Genomic DNA, 20,193 nt, shown 5'->3' on the forward strand with positions numbered 1-20,193 from the left:
ATATCCACAAACATCGTATTTTTATCGTGAGGTTTTTTGTTAGCCTTCCCTCGCTCATCATCTGATAGCAACTAGCTTATCTCTCCATAAACTGGCCACACGATTAACGCTTAATGCCTTTCTCTTTACGGTATTCATCTAAGGTTTGCATGATGCGAATCAAGCAATCATCGCGCTCTTCAATCAGTTCATTGATTGAAGCACCGTTCGCTTGAGTCAAACAGCCTGCCACCATGTCGTCTTTCAGCTCTTGTGTTAATTTCGGCGCTTTCAAGCGTGTCCAAGGCGCTTCCAAAGACTCTTCAAAATGATCGAGCAAATGCGCCATACCACCTTGCCCACCCCCTAGGTGATAAGTCAGACAGTGACCCATGATCGCCCAGCGTAAGCCCGGACCATAAGCAATGGCCTTATCGATATCCTCAACTGAACACTCTTTGTTTTTCACCATATGTAAGGCTTCTCGCCATAAGGCTTCTTGTAAGCGGTTACCAATAAAGCCTGGCAACTCCTTATCCATTTTTGCGACTTGTTTTTCTATGGCTTCATAGAAATCCGCCGTCCAATCCACCACCTCTTGACTGGTTCTTTCGCCACCACAAACTTCACAGAAAGGCATGAGATAAGGAGGGTTAAATGGGTGTCCGACAACGAACCTGCCAGGATTGTCTTGTAATTCCGACGCCATATCCGTCATTGGAAAACCTGATGTGCTGGAAATAATCACCACTTCAGGTGGCGCTATAGCATCCAGTTTTGCAAACAATACCTGCTTTGCATCTAACCTCTCTGGAGTGCTTTCTTGGATCACTTCAACGCAGTCAACCATGTCTTCTAAAGAATCAACGAAGCGTAATTTTTGTTTACCTGCCCCCTCTCTGAGCCCAAGCTTTTCTATGGTTGGCCAAACATGATCAACCATAGCCAGTAGCTTTTCTTTTGAGTTAGGGCCTGGGTCATAGGCAACCACTTCCATGCCCATGCGCAAGAAATGCAGCGCCCAAGCGCCACCAATAACACCTGTACCAATGACACCAATTTTCGTTACTTCATTTGGGTTTGGACGAGTCATACCTACCTCCAAGGATTATTGAGTGCCACGTAAGCGTAATTTTTCACGAGCTTCTGTCGGAGTAAGGATGCGCGACCCCATGCCCTCAATAATGCCCACTGAACGCTCAACAAGTTGACCATTGGTCGCCAATACGCCTTTGCCCAAGTACAAGTTATCCTCTAAACCTACTCGTACATGGCCCCCTAATAACGCTGATTGAGCCGCCCATGGGAGTTGATTACGGCCTAGAGCAAATGCTGTCCAATTGGTCTTCGCAGGTAGCATATCGACCATACCTTTTAAAATGCCGATATTTGGTGGCGCGCCCCATGGAATCCCTTGGCACAGCTGAAACATGGCATTGTCGTCTAACAAGCCTTCTTTCATCATTTGTAATGAGAACCATAAGTTACCGGTATCGAAAATCTCTAGCTCGACAGTCACACCAAGTTCTTTGATGCGAGCAGCACCAATTCTCAGCATGTCAGGTGTGGAGATATAAACCAGATTGTTATCACCAAAATTTAATGAGCCACAATCCAGTGTACAAATCTCAGGCTTAAGCAGCTCTATGTGCTTCAAGCGCTCTAGTGCACCCACCAAATCAGTTTCTGGACCAAATTCTGCAGGGTTTTCTTCTGGGCCAATATAAAGGTCGCCCCCCATCCCTGCGGTTAAATTGAGAATGATGTCGCAACTTGATGAGCGCACACGCTCACAAACTTCAGCGTATAAATCGACTCTTCTTGAGCCTTGGGTGGTCTCAGGGTCTCGAACATGAATATGGGCAATGGCTGCGCCCGCATTCCATGCTTCTATGACCGAGTTCGCGATTTGTTCAGGAGTAACAGGAACGTTGGGGTTACGACTAGCGGTATCTGCCGCACCATTTATTGCACAGGTAATAATGACGTCTTGGTTCATGTTTTCAATCTTCAGGTAAAGTAAATACACAACGGGAACCTAGTAAAATACGCTCCCCCTCAACTCACCTAATAAAATCTACGCTTAAAAATCCTTTTGAATTATCCAAATACGATCATTATTAACCTAAATCAGACAAAAATTGACACATGTCGTAATTGGATAACTTGTCGCAAGTTGTCACTAAAATTGCGTTTCAATGAATATTTCTAAAAAATCATAGGAAGACCCTAACGCTCTTGGCTGGGCTTTTTCGAGAATAACTGCTGATAACTACGGGTGAAGTGAGAAAGTGAAGCAAAACCACATGCCGTAGAAATAGCGGTGATACTGTCATGGGTTTGCTGTAGCATCCAGCGTGCTTTTTCTAAACGAAGCTGGCGGTAGAAAGCTTTTGGGGTCTGCTGAAGGTGCTGCTTAAACAATCGTTCTAACTCACGACTCGAGATGCCAAGGTGTTCGACCAAATCACTGATGAGTAAAGGCTCTTCTATATTCCTTTCCATTAACTGTACCGCTTCGATTAAGTTGGCATTACGACTATTCAATCTAATCTGTAGAGATCGCCTTTGAGGGTCCGTATGAGAGCGCTGCTGGGTGTACACCAATTCATCAGCAACACTGGTGGCAAGTTCATTGTTATGTTGAGAGCTAATCAGGTGCAGCATCATATCCAAACCAGACAGTGCCCCGGGGCACGAGAACCGCTTTCTATCGATAACAAGGAGCTCTTGGACAAAATCCACTTTTGGGTAGTTTTCAACGGTACTCGCATAGTTTTCCCAGTGGGTCGTAACACGATAACCGTCGAGAATACCCGCTGCGGCAGCGATATAAGCACCGGTATCCTGACATCCAATATCCGCGCCGTATTGGCTCTGCTTACGAATAAAAGCCAGAATCCCTGGTGTTAAAACCGTATGAGGTTGTGTACCAGAACAAATCACCAACATATTGCATTTATCAACAGCACTAATACTTGAGTTGCAATGTATCTCTATTTCATCGCTGCTTGAGATCATCCCACCGTGCTCAGAAAGCAAATACCACTCATAAAGCGTCTCATTACTGGTGCGATTAGCATGCCGAAGCGGTGCTAGCATGGAAGTTAGACCAAACAGAGAAAAGCCCGGCACTAATAGGAAATAAATCTTCTGAGGGCCGCTTTTTAAAGAGTCACCAAACATTAACATCACCCCTCATTGATTAGAAAAACATCATACATCATGCGAATTTGATCAAGTACTGTCCTTTTTTACCACTAATATAATCAAAATACTGCCTATTACGCATCAAACCTAAAAGGTCACACTAATGATTACATTATTTGAAAGTAAAGTTTTACCCGAGTGGATTGATTACAACGGCCACATGAATGACGCTTATTATGTGGTGGCTTTTAGCCAAGGCATTGAAGGCTTCATGGCCTGCATTGACCTTCATGACTCTTTTCGCGAAGAGTATGAGGTATCAATTTATACCTTACAGACTATGGTGACCTACCTAAAAGAAGTGTCAGAGGGAGAAGACATCGTTATAAAGGGACAACTGCTTGAAAGCGATGCTAAAAAATTGCGTTTGTTTTTAACCATGTACCATGCCACCACTCAGGATGAGTTGGCGACGATGGAAACCTTGCTGCTGCACATGGACATGAAAAACCACCGACCAGCGCCTTTTTTACCCCATACACTCTCTTTAGTGGAGAGAATACAAACTGCCCACAATACGCTAGAAATGCCAGCGAGCGCCGGTCAACCCATCCAAATGAGAAGACCTAAGCCTCAGAGCTAAGCTACTCCAGCATAAAGGTAACAGGGCCATCGTTGGTGAAGGACACTTTCATGTCAGCACCAAATTGCCCTGTTGCAACCTTATCGTATTGTTGGCGCACCTTATTCACAAAGTCGTTAAATAAACGTTCTGCTTCGCTTGGCTCTGCGGCACTGGAAAACCCTGGGCGCAGGCCTTTTTTGGTCTCAGCCGCTAGGGTGAATTGCGACACTAAGAGCACGCCGCCACCCACTTGCTGAACATTCAGGTTCATCTTGCCTGCATCGTCCGAGAACATCCGGTATTTCAATAACTTATCCGCAAGGCGCTGGGTATCTGCTTCGCTGTCGCCCTTTTCGATGCCCACTAAGACCATTTGTCCATGATCTATCGCACCTATAGTTTCACCCTCAACAACCACGCTGGCGTTCAATGCTCTTTGTACCAGTACTTTCACGAATCTCTCCTTATGGAAGCAAAGCCCAGAAAAAACAAAAGCGCCCGAAGGCGCTTCTGTCGCTCACAAACCCGCATGACGCAGGTCTATTTGCTGCTGCTCTGTTTACAGATTAGCTTACTTACGACCAGCGCGTTTACGCTCGTTTTCAGTCAATAGTTTCTTACGAATACGGATGCTTTCTGGTGTTACTTCAACCAACTCATCGTCTTCGATAAACTCAAGCGCTTGCTCAAGAGTGTGACGAATTGGTGGCGTCAAAGTCAACGCTTCGTCTGTACCAGAAGCACGTACGTTAGTCAGCTGCTTACCTTTAACAGGGTTAACCGCTAGATCGTTATCACGTGAGTGAATACCGATGATCTGACCTTCGTAAATGTCTACCGCATGGCCTAGGAACATACGACCACGGCTTTGTAGGTTGTACAAAGCGTAAGCGGCTGTTTTACCTGTTAGCATACTTACCAATACACCGTTCTGACGGCTACTTACTTCACCATCTTTCACAGGGCCGTAGTGGTCGAATACGCTGGTCATGATGCCTGAACCAGACGTCAATGTTAGGAACAAGCCACGGAAACCGATCAAGCCACGAGAAGGTACAACGAACTCAAGGCGTACACGGCCTTTACCATCTGGCTCCATGTTAGTAAGTTCAGCTTTACGCAAGCCAAGCTCTTCCATGATAGAACCTTGGTGCTGTTCTTCTACGTCGATAACCACTTGTTCGAATGGTTCTTGTACTTTGCCGTCAACAATTTTTTGTACTACTTCAGGACGAGATACACCCATCTCGAAGCCTTCGCGACGCATGGTTTCGATCAATACAGAAAGGTGCAATTCACCACGACCAGATACGATGAACTTGTCTGGTGTGTCACCTTGCTTAACACGCAATGCTACGTTGTGGATAAGCTCTTGGTCTAGACGGTCTTTGATGTTACGAGTAGTTACGTACTTACCTTCTTTACCTGCGAACGGAGAATCGTTAACAATGAAAGTCATGCTTACCGTTGGCTCATCTACTGTTAGAACAGGCAATGATTCAACGCAAGTTGGGTCACACAAAGTATCAGAGATACTTAGACCGTCGATACCGTTAATACATACGATATCACCCGCTGTTGCTTTGTTTGTGTCAACACGTTGTAGACCATGGTAGCCCTTAACGTTTAGCACTTTACCTTTACGCTCTTTACCATCTGCAGATTTTACAACTACTTGTTGGTTAGGCGACAAAGTACCACGAGTGATACGGCCAACACCGATTACACCTACGTAGCTATCGTAATCCAATGCAGAAACCTGCATTTGGAAGGTACCTTCTGGGTCAACGTCTGGCACAGGTACACTGTCAACGATCATTTGGTAAAGCGGCGTCATGTCTTCTGCCATTTCTTCTGGGTCGTTACCCGAAATACCATTGATCGCAGAGGCGTAAATAACAGGGAAGTCTAATTGCTCTTCGTTTGCGCCTAGGCTATCGAACAAGTCAAATACTTGGTCCATTACCCAATCAGGACGTGCGCCTGGGCGGTCAATTTTGTTGATAACAACAATTGGACGCAAGCCACGTTCGAAGGCTTTAGAGGTTACGAAACGAGTTTGAGGCATTGGGCCATCAACCGCATCAACCAACAACAATACAGAGTCAACCATAGACAATACACGCTCAACCTCACCACCGAAGTCGGCGTGTCCAGGTGTGTCTACGATGTTGATACGGTAATCATTCCATTTAATGGCGGTGTTTTTCGCCAAAATGGTGATGCCGCGCTCTTTTTCTTGATCGTTAGAGTCCATGATGCGTTCTGCACCCTCATCTTTACGGTCAAGTGTTCCTGACTGGCTTAATAGCTGGTCAACCAAAGTAGTTTTACCATGGTCAACGTGAGCAATAATCGCTACGTTACGTAACTTACTGATATCATTAGACATTTATAGTTCTCTGCATAGGCGTGAGCAAAAAGATATACCGCCGCTTGCCTTGGGCGGTTATGCCTTCAAGCGCGTCAAAATCTTGCTGCGGGGTAAAATTCGCGCAATTGTACCCTTATATTGATGAATATCCCATTAAAGTGATCAAAAAAATCACACAAATAATATTCAGCTCAGGGTAATTGCGACATTTTTAGAAAGGGTAGCACGACAATAAGACAGTCCTGCTACCCGTTAAAATTATTTTCTAAGGGAGGTAGATGCCCACATTTGTGTGCCCTTTACCTAATAAGTAGGAGGCATGAATTCGGCTCATGACGCCTTTGCCACAGTACAAAAGGTGCGGCACGTTCGGATCGAGATCTTGCCAATTCGATGATAAAGCAAAAAACGGAATCACTTTGACTGGACGACCACTTACTTTAAGTGGGCGATTAGCCGCTTCATCTGGGTGACGAATATCGATAATGATCTCTTCGCCCACTGGCATGCGCACAACCGGCACTTCCCCTTGGTATTGCTTTTCCACATCGTCCATCACGTTCTGGATAGACATGACCTTTGCTTCTGCTACAGCTTTGTCCAACACAGCAAAGTCAAAATTGGCTTCTTGCTTATCGACACGGTGCATTTTCGCACGAGTGGTTGGCTTAACCGAAATCACCCCACAAAACTCTGGCATGCTGGCCGCAAACGGCGCCGTACCAATTTTTACCGCAGTATCGATAATATCTTGTTTGTTGGTGGTAATAAGAGGACGAATGACCAATTCTTCAGTGACCTGATCAATCACCTTTAGGTTGATCAGGGTTTGGCTCGATACCTGAGCGACACTTTCACCGGTGACCAGTGCTTTCGCCCCCACACCTTCCATCACTTGCGAAGCCGCACGTAGCATCATGCGCTTTAAGATCACGCCCATTTCCGCGTTATCGACCTTGGTCAGGATTTCACCCACGACTTCTTCAAAAGGCACAGTAATGAATTTTACATTGATGGCCGAGCCGTACTTTTCCCAAATATAGTTAGAGACCTGCTTCACACCAATTTCGTGGGCATCGCCACCAAGGTTGAAAAAGCAAAAATGGGTTTTCAAACCACGGCTCATGGTTAGATAGGAGCTCACGGTAGAATCATAACCACCAGACATCAAGGACAATACTGAGTCTTGTGAGCCAATCGGGTAGCCACCTAAGCCTTCTATGCGTTGTTCAATCATCCATACGCGGTCATCACGAATATCGATCGGCACCAAGACTTCAGGGTCTTTTAAGCGCACAGCAAGTGCTTCACAGCGGGCCTTCAAGCAACCGCCAACGTAACGCTCGGCCTCCACTGAACTAAAGTTATGTTGGCCGACACGTTTCACTCGTACCGCAAACACGGCGCCCTTAATTTGCTCACCGTAAGACACCACGGCTTGGTCAACAATATCGTCTAGGCTGACAAAGGGGAATTCACGCACGTATTGAAAATGAGCAATACCCGCAATGTTTGAAATGGCTTCAATAAACTCATCACGCAATTCATCTCGCTCTGAATGTATTTCAATGAAGTCCCAGTTCCCTGTGACCTTTACATCGTCATCATACTTTCGCAACACCAAGCGAATATTGTGACGTAGCTGTTTCACGAACGCTTTACGTACAGGGCGACTTTTAATAGTGATTTCAGAGAAGAATTTAACAATAAATTTCATAGCGGATTTGCGTGGCAACCAGTTGGGGATTAAGGAGGCGCAAGTATAAAGAAAAGTCCGCCTAGGCGAAAACAATAATTAACGCACCACAAAAGAACAAAACAACATTATACGCACCAAAAAGATTCACTTTATGTGATATTGGATTGAGTTATGCTCTTTAAAAAAGCAAAGCCTTTTGCGAAAAGCTTTTATCTTGTTGTTATTTAAAAGAATATTTGTCCGCACAGATTTCTGGCACAGGAAATGCTTTATAAAACCCAAATTGCGCTTCTTAGTGAAGCACTCTATTTAACGAAAGTAATTTTACTTATTTCATTGGAGAACAATTATGTCAAACATGACCCTTGCCTTGATTGCTGAGCACGAAGCGAAGTGGGTAGACCTTCGTTTTACCGATTTTAAAGGTAAAGAACAGCATGTAACTATCCCAGCAGCTTCTGTAGATGAAGAATTTTTTGAAACTGGTCAAATGTTTGACGGTTCTTCTATCGCTGGTTGGAAAGGCATTAACGAATCTGACATGATCATGATGCCTCAGCCTGAAACGGCTCTATTAGATCCTTTCACTGAAGAAGTGACTGTTATTGTTCGTTGTAACATCATCGAACCTGCAACTATGCAAGGCTACGACCGTGACCCACGCTCTGTTGCATTGCGCGCAGAAGAGTTCTTGAAGTCTACAGGTCTAGGTGACACAGCATTCTTCGGCCCAGAGCCAGAATTCTTCATCTTTGACGATGTTAAATGGAAAGCAGACATGTCTGGTTGTTCTGTAGAGATCAACTCTGAAGAAGCAGCATGGTCTTCTAACAAGTCTATCGAAGGCGGTAACATGGGTCACCGTCCATTCGTTAAAGGCGGTTACTTCCCAGTACCACCAGTTGATTCTCACCATGACCTACGTGGCGCTATGTGTAACGCTATCGAAGCAATGGGCCAAACAATCGAGGTTCATCACCACGAAGTAGCAACAGCTGGTCAGAACGAAATCGGTGTTAAATTCAACACTCTAGTTAAGAAAGCCGACGAAGTACAAGTAATGAAGTACTGTGTACACAACGTTGCTCACGCTTACGGCAAAACAGCGACTTTCATGCCGAAACCAATCGTTGGCGATAACGGTTCTGGTATGCACGTTCACCAATCTTTCTGGAAAGACGGCGTTAACCAATTTGCTGGTGACCAATACGCAGGCCTTTCTGAAACAGCGCTTTACTACATCGGTGGTATCATCAAGCACGCTAAAGCATTGAACGCGTTCACTAACGCTTCAACTAACTCTTACAAGCGTCTTGTTCCAGGTTTCGAAGCACCAGTTATGTTGGCATACTCTGCTCGTAACCGTTCTGCTTCTATCCGTATTCCTTACGTTGCGAGCCCTAAAGGCAAGCGTATCGAAGCACGTTTCCCTGATCCAACCGCTAACCCATACCTAGCTTTCGCATCTATGTTGATGGCTGGTCTTGACGGTATCAAGAACAAGATCCACCCTGGCGATGCTGCAGACAAAGATTTGTACGATCTTCCAGCAGAAGAAGCGTTGGCAATCCCAACAGTTGCTTCAAGCCTAGAAGAAGCTCTGAAATCTCTAAGCGAAGACCGCGCATTCCTAACAGAAGGCGGTGTATTCACTGACGAAATGATCGATGCTTACATCGACCTTAAGTCTGGCGATGCTCAGCGCGTTTCTATGACAACTCACCCTGTAGAATTCGAACTTTACTACAGCGTATAAGTTTTCATAGCACTAAAAACTCTAAAAGGCCTCGATTCATATCGGGGCTTTTTTTTGCCCTAAAATAAACAACACTAGACAGTCGCACCAAAATAGAGCAATCATTCCTGACCCAATCCTGATCTACCTAGACAAATAGGCGCTTTCAAATTGCCCAATGTTGGTTCGTTTTTTGCAGTTAGATAGGATCACTAGAGAGGCTCACCGTGCATAGTTTATTAATTGACCATTTGTCGACTGCTGTTATTCAGATCAATCAGCAACTCGAAATTGTATACCTTAATCCGGCCGCAGAGATTTTATTGGCGATTAGCCGTCGCCGCATATACGGACAAAGTGTCAGTAGCGCTTTCAGCGATGACGACAGTAGTCTTGATGCTCTGCGTAATGCCTTGGAAACAGGCTACCCCTTCACCAAGCGTGAAGCGGAAGTGGTGCGCATTAATGGCAAAAAACTGTTTTGTGATTACACGGTGACCCCTGTTTTAGGCAGCGCCCACCTAGCCGAAAGCTTATTGATTGAGTTCTACCCTAGAGACAGAATGAAGCGCATCTTCCAAGAAGGTGAACTCATTGCCAATCACCAAAGCAGTAAAGAACTGGTTCGCGGCCTTGCCCATGAAATCAAAAACCCACTAGGCGGTATTCGTGGTGCCGCCCAGTTGATCAGCCGCGCCTTTACCGACGAAGCGCTTAACGATTACACCCAAGTAATTATTGAAGAATCCGATCGCCTGCGGGATCTAGTGGATCGTCTATTAGGACCGCGACAGTTACCGAAAAACAAACCGCTCAATATCCACAAGGTGATTGAACGGGTTCGCCAACTAATCTTGGTGGAGTCGGACGGTAAAATCGAAATTATCCGTGACTATGACCCAAGTATTCCAGACATTGTGGGAGACGAGTCTCAGCTCATCCAAGCTCTTCTTAATGTTACACGCAATGCTATGCAAGCCTTGCTTGAAGGAAATCCGAACGACTACAAAGAAATACGCATTGTTACCCGTGCCTTGCGCCAATTTACCATAGGGGCTAGCCGCCATCGTCTAGTGTGCAAGATCAGCATTATCGACAACGGCCCGGGCATTCCACCCCATATTTTGAAAACCTTATTTTACCCAATGGTTAGCGGACGTGCCGACGGTACAGGACTGGGATTGTCCATTTCTCAATCTGTTGTCCACCAACATGAAGGCATCATCGAATGCAACAGCAACGCTAAATCCACCGAATTTAACATCTTAATACCTATTGAGACGAAAGCCACCGCTCAGGAGACAAACCCATGACACCAGAAGACACTGTATGGATCGTAGATGACGATCGCTCTATCCGTTGGGTGCTAGAGAAAACCCTAGAACAAGAAGGCATTCAGTGTAAGCTGTTCGATTCTGCCGAAAACCTCGTTAGCATGTTAGCCAAGGACCAACCTAGCGCCATCATTAGTGATATTCGCATGCCGGGCATGGATGGTTTAACACTGCTGAATAAACTCCAAAAAGATCACCCTTATTTACCGGTGATTATCATGACGGCGCACTCCGACCTAGAAAGTGCAGTGGCCTCTTATCAAGGTGGCGCATTTGAATATCTACCAAAGCCATTTGATGTAGAAGATGCTGTCAGCCTAGTGAAGCGTGCCATGTTGCATCACCGCAACTCGCGTCCAGATCCAGAAGCGGCCGCCATCGAACTTGAAGTGGAAGCCGACAAAGAGATCATAGGTGAAGCACCAGCCATGCAAGAGGTGTTTCGCGCCATCGGCCGCTTAGCCAACTCCAACATTACAGTACTGATTAACGGTGAATCAGGTACCGGTAAAGAATTGGTTGCCCAAGCTCTGCATACCCATAGTCCACGAGCGGCCAACCCATTTATCGCCCTGAATATGGCGGCGATTCCACACGATTTGATCGAGTCGGAATTATTCGGCCATGAGAAAGGCGCTTTTACTGGCGCCAACACCCAACGCCGCGGGCGCTTTGAACAGGCCAACGGCGGTACACTATTTTTAGATGAAATTGGTGATATGCCAGCGGAAACTCAAACACGTTTGTTACGTGTTTTAGCGGACGGTGAATTTTATCGCGTGGGCGGTCACACCCCTGTCAAAGTGGATGTACGCATTATTGCTGCAACCCACCAAAACCTTGAAGGCTTGGTGCAAAACGGCTCGTTCCGTGAGGATTTATTCCATCGTTTGAATGTTATCCGCATTCACTTACCGAAACTTGCGGAACGTCGTGAAGACATCGCCAAGTTGGCGCGTCACTTCCTCAGCCGTGCGGCAGAAGAATTAGCGGTTGAGCCTAAAGTGTTAACCAAAGAAACAGAGGCCTACCTAACTCAACTGGATTGGCCGGGTAACGTAAGACAACTAGAAAACACCTGTCGCTGGTTAATCGTCATGGCATCTGGTCGTGAAGTACTGGTGGAAGATTTACCACCTGAACTCTTGTCGACACCACCAAGTGAGCAGCCGTTTAACTCTTGGGAAGAAGCCCTGAAAAACTGGGTAGACAGCAGTTTGGCATCGGGTCAAAAAGGCATTTTGGAACAAGCTGTGCCTAAGTTTGAACGCATCATGATTGAAACGGCTCTAGCTCATACTGGCGGACGCCGTCGCGATGCTTCGTTATTGCTTGGTTGGGGGCGCAACACCCTCACACGCAAAATCAAAGAGCTCAACATAGATCACTCAGAGCAAGACGACGAGTAATACGCCTAGCCTAGGCCAATAAGCCGAAACCCTATACTCACTCATTTATTGTGAGATATATTCGCAGCTTGTTGGCCTTTGGGGCTTGCATTTAGCCAAACAATCCCCTACTAATAAATGTCTATCAACTCATCAACATAAAGTAGGGAATTATTATGTATCCAACGCTCGAATCCATGGGCATCACTAGTATCCAAGACATTGAAAAATTCACCTTGCGCTACGAAGGTGGTCACGATGTATTAAAAGTTTATTACCGTCGTGAAAAAGGCTCTCTATTACCAAAAAGCAAAAAATTCAAATTCGGTCGTTCCACTAAAACTGTTTTAGCGGATGGTGGTCAACAGACTTACCGTCAAGTGCAAGAGCCTTCTTTGATCGTGCTACGCGCAACAGAAGAGCTAAGCAAAATCGTCGGTAAACAAGCTGAAGATAAAGTCTCTAAAGAAGAGTTGATTGTTGAGCTGGAACACCTAGAAAAAGTCATGAGCAGCAAGATCAAAGAGATCAAAGAAAAAATCAACGCAATTTCTTAAGCTGTGTTGTGATGGGTGCATTTTAGGAATTCCTTCCGGTTGGCCGAGATATTTTCGGTCAACTTGCACCACACTTAGCCAACCTATTTATTACCCTGATATTTCCCTATGCAACTTATTCGCTGTGAATTCGAACTCGCTAAACTCCTTAAGCAAGGAGCGGTTATCGCCTATCCAACTGAAGCCGTATGGGGCTTAGGCTGCGATCCTTTTAATGAAAGTGCAGTACGTCGGATACTGACGTTAAAATCTCGTCCAGAAGCCAAAGGACTGATCCTCATTGGCGGCCACCCAAGCCATCTACAGCCATGGGTAGACACCTTAGATAGCGAGGCTGCGACACGCTTGTTAAGCCAAACCGAACGCCCTACCTCTTGGATAGTGCCAGATACCAAGATCACCCCAAGCTGGGTGCGCGGCGAGCACCAAAGTGTTGCCATTCGCCTTTCTCAGCACACGGGTGTACAACGTATCTGCCAAGCCTTTAATGGTGTCATTGTCTCGACTTCCGCCAACCCAGCAGGCCTAGATCCCGCCTTGACCCAACAGCAGCTCACAGAGTATTTCGGCGACCAAATTGACGCTATTTTTGATGCACCGTTGGGCGATGCTGGTCAACCTTCGCAAATACTCGACCTTCTTAACGGCAAGCTGTTCCGCGATTAAGCCATCAAAAGCTGTGCAGAACTGAGCAGGTTATGCACATTGCAAAAAAAACGCGACCCTGTGAATAAACACAAGGTCGCGTTTTTGATCATAAAACAGCTCTAAAAAACTTAGTGGCCTCCTAAATATGCCTCACGCACTTCAGGGTTAAGCAATAGTTCATCACCACTGACCGACATACGAATTTCACCATCCACCATAACCACATGTCGACAAGTTCAGCAGCTTTAATCAAATCACCAACAAATTTTAAACTTATCAATATTAATTATAAGTGGTTAGATATTGTCTGATCACTACTTGAAATTTTATCATAATCAGAAAAAACACGATCTAAAACCTTATGAGCACCATGATTACTCAAATGTGAACCCTGATTATACAAACCACCATTAGGATCTACTACTTTACATCCGAGCTTATTTTCACAAAAAACTTTATGGGGATATATATTAATCAATCTTTCATCACTAGGTAATAAATCTTCCAACTTCTTGGATAACACTTTAACTTTATTATAGTTCACATAATCAGAGTAAAAAGTTTTATAATCAAATTCTGATCGGTAAATTTTTCTAAGCATTAATTTTTTAACATCAACATCTGAAGCAGGTACCGGGTGTATTAAATATACTGTATGACCCATATCAAGTAGTACTTTTATATTTTCAATATAACTACTCCACGCGACCTCTTTGGGTAATTTCTTTCCCCCTGAATAATTCCCCATATTTTCCCCCACTAACTCTGGGATATTTTTCTTTGATTTCGATAACAATCTGTAATTTGCAGCTAAAATAAAATTCTTCGGCGATTTGAAATTAGATATTAAATCCATCCGATCTTTATTTATTATTGAACAACCAGGAAATCTACGAAACCACATTTCCGGTGAGACAAAAGGGCAAGCTGAAGCTGTTAAGGTCAGCATTCCATCATCACGACTGTCCAATTTTTCTTTTAAGGCATAACCCAATTGACCAGCGTGGCTATCCCCAATTAGAACCCATTTCGAGTTACCAAACTTACAGCTAGTATCTACAGTTCTATTATTACACTTAGCAATAAATTCTTCTTTTCGCGCGCTCCTTCCTAAATAATGAGGGTTCTCCAATCGACCATACTCTACACTATGATAGTCTTGGTATACCTCATTTTGTTTTTCTGTAAGCCTATACTTTAAACCTTCACCTCTTACTATCACTTCCGAATAAATAAATAACATTACAACACAGACTGTAAGAGTTATTAAAAAAATTTTCGGCTTCAATTTTTTTCTAAAATAAACTTCAACATAGTGATAAGACCCTATTGATACACCTAAGGTCAATACCAACAGGCTAGATAACTGTACTATATTGAACTTTTCATTCTCAAGAAACCGGAAAAATACAAATATCGGATTGTGCCATAGGTAAAGAGAATATGATATTAACCCTATATAAACGATCGGCTTTAATGATAGTAACTTACCAATAAACTCATTATGATGAGAGTAAGCTATAATCAAAAGTGTACCTAAAATTGGTATTAACGTAATGAATGAGGGGTGAGGAGCCTGGTGATCGATGAAAAATATACTTAGAAATATTAATGACAAACCGAATTTTGGAGCAAAACGGTAAATGGCATTTGATCCTAAAATATTCTTCCTGTCTATAAAAGTAATAATACCCCCAACCGTAAACTCCCACGATCGGGCTGGCAACAAATAGAATGCCAAGTCTGGATATGACCTTACAATAATATTGGAATATAAAAAAGAAAACATAGATAAAAACACTAAAAAAGGAAGCAAAAAACTATCTATTTTTTTTCTTATAAAAAACACAATCACAGGAAAAAGCAAATAAAACTGCCATTCCAAAGATAAACTCCAAGTATGTAGCAATACCTTATACATACTTAAATCAGATGTATAACTATCCTCACCAAAAAAATAAAAATTAGAACCAAAATATAATGAAGACTTAAGCTGTCCTGAATACTTAACATAATCACTTGGTAACAGAAAGAAATATGCAAACACAGAAACCAATAAAAGCATCACTATCATTGCAGGTATGATTCGCTTCACTCTTCTCCAGTAGAAGCTAGTAAACGAAAAAGATTTTTTTCTAAAACTTTCTCGAATAATACCAGTAATAAGGTATCCTGATAAAACAAAAAAAATATCAACCCCAAAGAAACCTCCCTTAAATAAAACCCTCCCAAACACTTCCATATTAGCGTGATATATAATAACTGAAATAACTGCGATAGCCCTTAAACCATCAATCTCTTTCCTGTAATTCAAATTTTAACCTTAAATAATAAAATTATCCCAATCTCTAGTTTTGTCTTAATCACATATTTTAAAAAAAACAGATCATAGTCGGCATAAAAAATTCAGGACACATGGAACTTTTACAAGCATAAATTTTGATTTCGCCTAATGAACGTGAATTAAGATAACAATTATACTACTTATGGTTGAGTCAATGGCAAGAAATTAACTGCTCATAATTGGTATCCTAACGTCGACAGACAATTAGAACATTACCATGAGCTATAAGCAGTGGATCGAAGGACAATGAAGCGAAATTCAGGCGTATCTGAGCCAACATTTAAGTTACAGGAAGATTAACAGGCAACTCAATATCAGTCATTCGTTAAAGCCTCTTGTCACTAATCGAGCTTATGAACACAAGGCCACGCAGCATCAAAGACACTATGCTGTGAAAAGCCAGATATCACAAAATACCATCGATTATGTTGAGTTTGGTATAGTGCTAAAGTGGAACCCAGAACGAATATCAAGCGCAAGCCACTTAATAGGCTTACCTGTCAGGCAAAACAGATTTATGACTATGTGCAAAGAGACAAGTGTCAAGGTAAAAAGCTATACAAGCATATACGACATAACGATAACCGATACCATTTTAGGTAAAAAAGATACTGGAGTGATTCTTAGCTTAGTTAAGCGGAATTGTAATATGTACTTAATCTCGTAAAGCACCCAAGAAAAGTGCTAAAGAGATATAACGAGCTGTTGGTGCTATGCTGTAGAACTATCGTCATCATGTGCCTATGATTACCGTAGACAACAGCGTAGAGTTTTAGCCCTTGAAAGCATCACTCAAAAACTAAAGGCCGATACGTATTTTGAAAACCCTTATGCTTCTTGGGAGCGAAGCATAGATAAACGATTTAAAGGTCTGCTAAGGTAATATATCCCTAAGGTGACTGATCTTACTGCGCGAAATAATGAAGTGATTGCAAGGGTTAAAAGGTCACGAAACCTACAGACCAAGAAAGTGCCTCGCTATAAATAACTGCGACTGTGTTCAATGAAGTACAAATCGTAGCATAATTTAGGTTGTAGCGAACTTTGAAGTTGAATTCGATTTTTACTATATCCACTTCAAATAATTACTTAACCCCTACATCAAAAGCTGTGTAGAACTGAGCAGGTTATGCACATTGCAAAAAAACGCGACCCTGTGAATAAACACAAGGTCGCGTTTTCAAGTTATAAAACAGCTCTAAAAAACTTAGTGGCCTCCTAAATATGCCTCACGCACTTCAGGGTTAAGCAATAGTTCATCACCACTGACCGACATACGAATTTCACCATTCACCATAACCACATGTCGACAAGTTCAGCGGCTTTCATCAAATCACCAACAAATTTTAAACTTATCAATATTAATTATAAGTGGTTAGATATTGTCTGATCACTACTTGAAATTTTATCATAATCAGAAAAAACACGATCTAAAACCTTATGAGCACCATGATTACTCAAATGTGAACCCTGATTATACAAACCACCATTAGGATCTACTACTTTACATCCGAGCTTATTTTCACAAAAAACTTTATGGGGATATATATTAATCAATCTTTTATTACTAGGTAATAAATTTTCCAACTTCTTAGATAACACTTTAACTTTATTATAGTTCATATAATCAGAGTAAAGAGTTTTATAATCAAATTCTGATCGGTAAATTTTTCTAAGCATTAATTTTTTAACATCAACATCTGAAGCAGGTACCGGGTGTATTAAATATACTGTATGACCCATATCAAGCAGTGATTTTATATTTTTAACATAACTACTCCAAGCAACCTCCTTAGGTAATTTTTTACCTCCTGAATATCTACTTAAACTTTCACCTACTAAGCCTGGGATATTTTTCTTTGGATTCGATAACAATCTGTAATTTGCAGCTAAAATAAAATTCTTCGGTGATTTGAAATTAGATATTAAATCCATCCGATCTTTATTTATTATTGAACATCCAGGAAATCTACCAAACCACATTTCCGGTGAGACAAAAGGACAAGTTGAAGCAGTTAAGGTCAGCATTCCATCATCACGACTGTCCAATTTTTCTTTTAAGGCATAACCCAATTGACCTGCGTGGCTATCCCCAATTAGAACCCATTTCGAATTACCAAACTTACAGCTAGTATCTACAGTTCTATTATTACACATAGCAATAAACTCTTCTTCTCGCGCGCTCCTTCCTAAATAATGGGGGTTCTCCAATCGACCATACTCTACACTATGATAGTCTTGGTATACCTCATTTTGTTTTTCTGTAAGCCTATACTTTAAACCTTCACCTCTTACTATCACTTCCGAATAAATAAATGACATTACAACACAGACTGTAAGAGTTATTAAAACAATTTTCGGCTTCAATTTTTTTCTAAAATAAACTTCAACATAGTGATAAGACCCTATTGATACACCTAAGGTCAATACCAACAGGCTAGATAACTGTACTATATTGAACTTTTCATTCTCAAGAAACCGGAAAAATACAAATATCGGATTGTGCCATAGGTAAAGAGAATATGATATTAACCCTATATAAACGATCGGCTTTAATGATAGTAACTTACCAATAAACTCATTATGATGAGAGTAAGCTATAATCAAAAGTGTACCTAAAATTGGTATTAACGTAATGAATGAGGGGTGAGGAGCCTGGTGATCGATGAAAAATATACTTAGAAATATTAATGACAAACCGACTTTTGGAGCAAAACGGTAAATGGCATTTGATCCTAAAATATTCTTCCTGTCTATAAAAGTAATAATACCCCCAACCGTAAACTCCCACGATCGGGCTGGCAACAAATAGAATGCCAAGTCTGGATATGACCTTACAATAATATTGGAATATAAAAAAGAAAACATAGATAAAAACACTAAAAAAGGAAGCAAAAAACTATCTATTTTTTTTCTTATAAAAAACACAATCACAGGAAAAAGCAAATAAAACTGCCATTCCAAAGATAAACTCCAAGTATGTAGCAATACCTTATACATACTTAAATCAGATGTATAACTATCCTCACCAAAAAAATAAAAATTAGAACCAAAATATAATGAAGACTTAAGCTGTTCTGAATACTTAACATAATCACTTGGTAACAGAAAGAAATATGCAAACACAGAAACCACTAAAAGCATCACTATCATTGCAGGTATGATTCGCTTCACTCTTCTCCAGTAGAAGCTAGTAAACGAAAAAGATTTTTTTCTAAAACTTTCTCGAATAATACCAGTAATAAGGTATCCTGATAAAACAAAAAAAATATCAACCCCAAAGAAACCTCCCTTAAATAAAACCCTCCCAAACACTTCCATATTAGCGTGATATATAATAACTGAAATAACTGCGATAGCCCTTAAACCATCAATCTCTTTCCTGTAATTCAAATTTTAACCTTAAATAATAAAATTATCCCAATCTCTAGTTTTGTCTTAATCACATATTTTAATAAAAACAGATCATAGTCGGCATAAAAAATTCAGGACACATGGAACTTTTACAAGCATAAATTTTGATTTCGCCTAATGAACGTGAATTAAGATAACAATTATACTACTTATGGTTGAGTCAATGGCAAGAAATTAACTGCTCATAATTGGTATCCTAACGTCGACAGACAATTAGAACATTACCATGAGCTATAAGCAGTGGATCGAAGGACAATGAAGCGAAATTCAGGCGTATCTGAGCCAACATTTAAGTTACAGGAAGATTAACAGGCAACTCAATATCAGTCATTCGTTAAAGCCTCTTGTCACTAATCGAGCTTATGAACACAAGGCCACGCAGCATCAAAGACACTATGCTGTGAAAAGCCAGATATCACAAAATACCATCGATTATGTTGAGTTTGGTATAGTGCTAAAGTGGAGCCCAGAACGAATATCAAGCGCAAGCCACTTAATAGGCTTACCTGTCAGGCAAAACAGATTTATGACTATGTGCAAAGAGACAAGTGTCAAGGTAAAAAGCTATACAAGCATATACGACATAACGATAACCGATACCATTTTAGGTAAAAAAGATACTGGAGTGATTCTTAGCTTAGTTAAGCGGAATTGTAATATGTACTTAATCCCGTAAAGCACCCAAGAAAAGTGCTAAAGAGATATAACGAGCTGTTGGTGCTATGCTGTAGAACTATCGTCATCATGTGCCTATGATTACCGTAGACAACAGCGTAGAGTTTTAGCCCTTGAAAGCATCACTCAAAAACTAAAGGCCGATACGTATTTGAAAACCCCTATGCTTCTTTGGAGCGAAGCCTAGATAAACGATTTAAAGGTCTGCTAAGGTAATATATCCCTAAGGTGACTGATCTTACTGCGCGAAATAATGAAGTGATTGCAAGGG

14 protein-coding genes are annotated in these 20,193 nt (G+C 42.0%); 6 read left to right on the forward strand and 8 right to left on the reverse strand.

All coding sequences use genetic code 11. From position 1 onward, the window contains the following. Nucleotides 1-103: 103 nt before the first annotated feature. The 3 genes from ACUM5Y_RS04160 to ACUM5Y_RS04170 all read right to left on the reverse strand — a co-directional run bounded on the left by ACUM5Y_RS04160 (nt 104) and on the right by ACUM5Y_RS04170 (nt 3,165). The gene (locus ACUM5Y_RS04160) at nt 104-1,072 is read right to left on the reverse strand and encodes a 3-hydroxyacyl-CoA dehydrogenase NAD-binding domain-containing protein (RefSeq protein ID WP_445975592.1); all 969 of its coding nucleotides are present in this window, start codon (nt 1,070-1,072) and stop codon (nt 104-106) included. A gap of 15 nt (nt 1,073-1,087) precedes the next feature. Then, nucleotides 1,088-1,978, reverse strand: coding sequence for a beta-keto acid cleavage family enzyme (locus ACUM5Y_RS04165; RefSeq protein WP_445975593.1), 891 nt, complete (start codon nt 1,976-1,978; stop codon nt 1,088-1,090). Nucleotides 1,979-2,208: 230 nt separating this feature from the next. Then, nucleotides 2,209-3,165, reverse strand: a complete 957-nt coding sequence (locus tag ACUM5Y_RS04170) for a GlxA family transcriptional regulator (protein ID WP_445975594.1) — start codon at nt 3,163-3,165, stop codon at nt 2,209-2,211. 127 nt (nt 3,166-3,292) lie between these two features. Here ACUM5Y_RS04170 and ACUM5Y_RS04175 point away from each other — a divergent pair, with 127 nt between their 5' ends. Continuing rightward, nucleotides 3,293-3,772 carry a thioesterase family protein gene (locus ACUM5Y_RS04175; RefSeq protein WP_445975595.1) on the forward strand — a complete coding sequence of 160 codons (480 nt, stop codon included), beginning with the start codon at nt 3,293-3,295 and terminating at the stop codon, nt 3,770-3,772. A gap of 1 nt (nt 3,773) precedes the next feature. Here the strand turns inward: ACUM5Y_RS04175 and dtd are convergent, their stop codons facing one another. The 3 genes from dtd to thiI all read right to left on the reverse strand — a co-directional run bounded on the left by dtd (nt 3,774) and on the right by thiI (nt 7,845). Continuing rightward, nucleotides 3,774-4,208, reverse strand: coding sequence for a D-aminoacyl-tRNA deacylase (gene dtd, locus ACUM5Y_RS04180; protein WP_445975596.1), 435 nt, complete (start codon nt 4,206-4,208; stop codon nt 3,774-3,776). A 117-nt stretch (nt 4,209-4,325) separates the two neighbouring features. Then, a complete protein-coding gene (gene typA / locus ACUM5Y_RS04185; RefSeq protein WP_445975597.1) occupies nt 4,326-6,146 on the reverse strand; it encodes a translational GTPase TypA in 1,821 nt (606 codons plus the stop codon). 247 nt (nt 6,147-6,393) lie between these two features. Beyond that, nucleotides 6,394-7,845, reverse strand: a complete 1,452-nt coding sequence (gene thiI / locus ACUM5Y_RS04190; RefSeq protein ID WP_445975598.1) for a tRNA uracil 4-sulfurtransferase ThiI — start codon at nt 7,843-7,845, stop codon at nt 6,394-6,396. 331 nt (nt 7,846-8,176) lie between these two features. Between thiI and glnA the strand changes: the two genes are divergently transcribed. The 5 genes from glnA (at nt 8,177) to tsaC (ending at nt 13,507) form a co-directional block, all read left to right on the forward strand. Next, entirely contained in the window at nt 8,177-9,583 is a 1,407-nt protein-coding gene (glnA, locus tag ACUM5Y_RS04195) for a glutamate--ammonia ligase (protein ID WP_445975599.1), read from the forward strand. Nucleotides 9,584-9,789: 206 nt separating this feature from the next. Beyond that, nucleotides 9,790-10,875 (forward strand): nitrogen regulation protein NR(II), encoded by a 1,086-nt coding sequence (glnL, locus tag ACUM5Y_RS04200; protein WP_445975600.1) that lies wholly within the window; start codon nt 9,790-9,792, stop codon nt 10,873-10,875. After that, nucleotides 10,872-12,305 (forward strand): nitrogen regulation protein NR(I), encoded by a 1,434-nt coding sequence (gene ntrC / locus ACUM5Y_RS04205; RefSeq protein ID WP_445975601.1) that lies wholly within the window; start codon nt 10,872-10,874, stop codon nt 12,303-12,305. Before glnL ends, ntrC begins: the two co-directional genes overlap by 4 nt. 155 nt (nt 12,306-12,460) lie before the next feature. Further along, nucleotides 12,461-12,841, forward strand: a complete 381-nt coding sequence (locus tag ACUM5Y_RS04210) for a DUF3461 family protein (protein ID WP_445975602.1) — start codon at nt 12,461-12,463, stop codon at nt 12,839-12,841. Between the two features lie 108 nt (nt 12,842-12,949). Further along, nucleotides 12,950-13,507, forward strand: a complete 558-nt coding sequence (gene tsaC / locus ACUM5Y_RS04215) for an L-threonylcarbamoyladenylate synthase type 1 TsaC (RefSeq protein WP_445975603.1) — start codon at nt 12,950-12,952, stop codon at nt 13,505-13,507. A 268-nt stretch (nt 13,508-13,775) separates the two neighbouring features. On the opposite strand, the gene ACUM5Y_RS04220 is transcribed toward tsaC, so the two are convergent. Together ACUM5Y_RS04220 and ACUM5Y_RS04225 are read right to left on the reverse strand one after the other, a co-directional pair. Further along, nucleotides 13,776-15,803: an acyltransferase family protein gene (locus ACUM5Y_RS04220; RefSeq protein ID WP_445975604.1), complete on the reverse strand. Its 2,028-nt coding sequence runs from the start codon at nt 15,801-15,803 to the stop codon at nt 13,776-13,778. A 1,395-nt stretch (nt 15,804-17,198) separates the two neighbouring features. Continuing rightward, a complete protein-coding gene (locus tag ACUM5Y_RS04225) occupies nt 17,199-19,226 on the reverse strand; it encodes an acyltransferase family protein (protein ID WP_445975605.1) in 2,028 nt (675 codons plus the stop codon). Between the last annotated feature and the right edge of the window lie 967 nt (nt 19,227-20,193).

The organism is Marinomonas dokdonensis, assembly GCF_052747885.1.

Coding starts and splice junctions, on each gene's coding strand:
- ACUM5Y_RS04160 (WP_445975592.1), bottom strand. CDS start 1,072: ATGACTCGTCCAAACCCAAATGAAGTAACGAAAATTGGTGTCATTGGT.
- ACUM5Y_RS04165 (WP_445975593.1), bottom strand. CDS start 1,978: ATGAACCAAGACGTCATTATTACCTGTGCAATAAATGGTGCGGCAGAT.
- ACUM5Y_RS04170 (WP_445975594.1), bottom strand. CDS start 3,165: ATGTTTGGTGACTCTTTAAAAAGCGGCCCTCAGAAGATTTATTTCCTA.
- ACUM5Y_RS04175 (WP_445975595.1), top strand. CDS start 3,293: ATGATTACATTATTTGAAAGTAAAGTTTTACCCGAGTGGATTGATTAC.
- typA (WP_445975597.1), bottom strand. CDS start 6,146: ATGTCTAATGATATCAGTAAGTTACGTAACGTAGCGATTATTGCTCAC.
- thiI (WP_445975598.1), bottom strand. CDS start 7,845: ATGAAATTTATTGTTAAATTCTTCTCTGAAATCACTATTAAAAGTCGC.
- glnA (WP_445975599.1), top strand. CDS start 8,177: ATGTCAAACATGACCCTTGCCTTGATTGCTGAGCACGAAGCGAAGTGG.
- ntrC (WP_445975601.1), top strand. CDS start 10,872: ATGACACCAGAAGACACTGTATGGATCGTAGATGACGATCGCTCTATC.
- ACUM5Y_RS04210 (WP_445975602.1), top strand. CDS start 12,461: ATGTATCCAACGCTCGAATCCATGGGCATCACTAGTATCCAAGACATT.
- tsaC (WP_445975603.1), top strand. CDS start 12,950: ATGCAACTTATTCGCTGTGAATTCGAACTCGCTAAACTCCTTAAGCAA.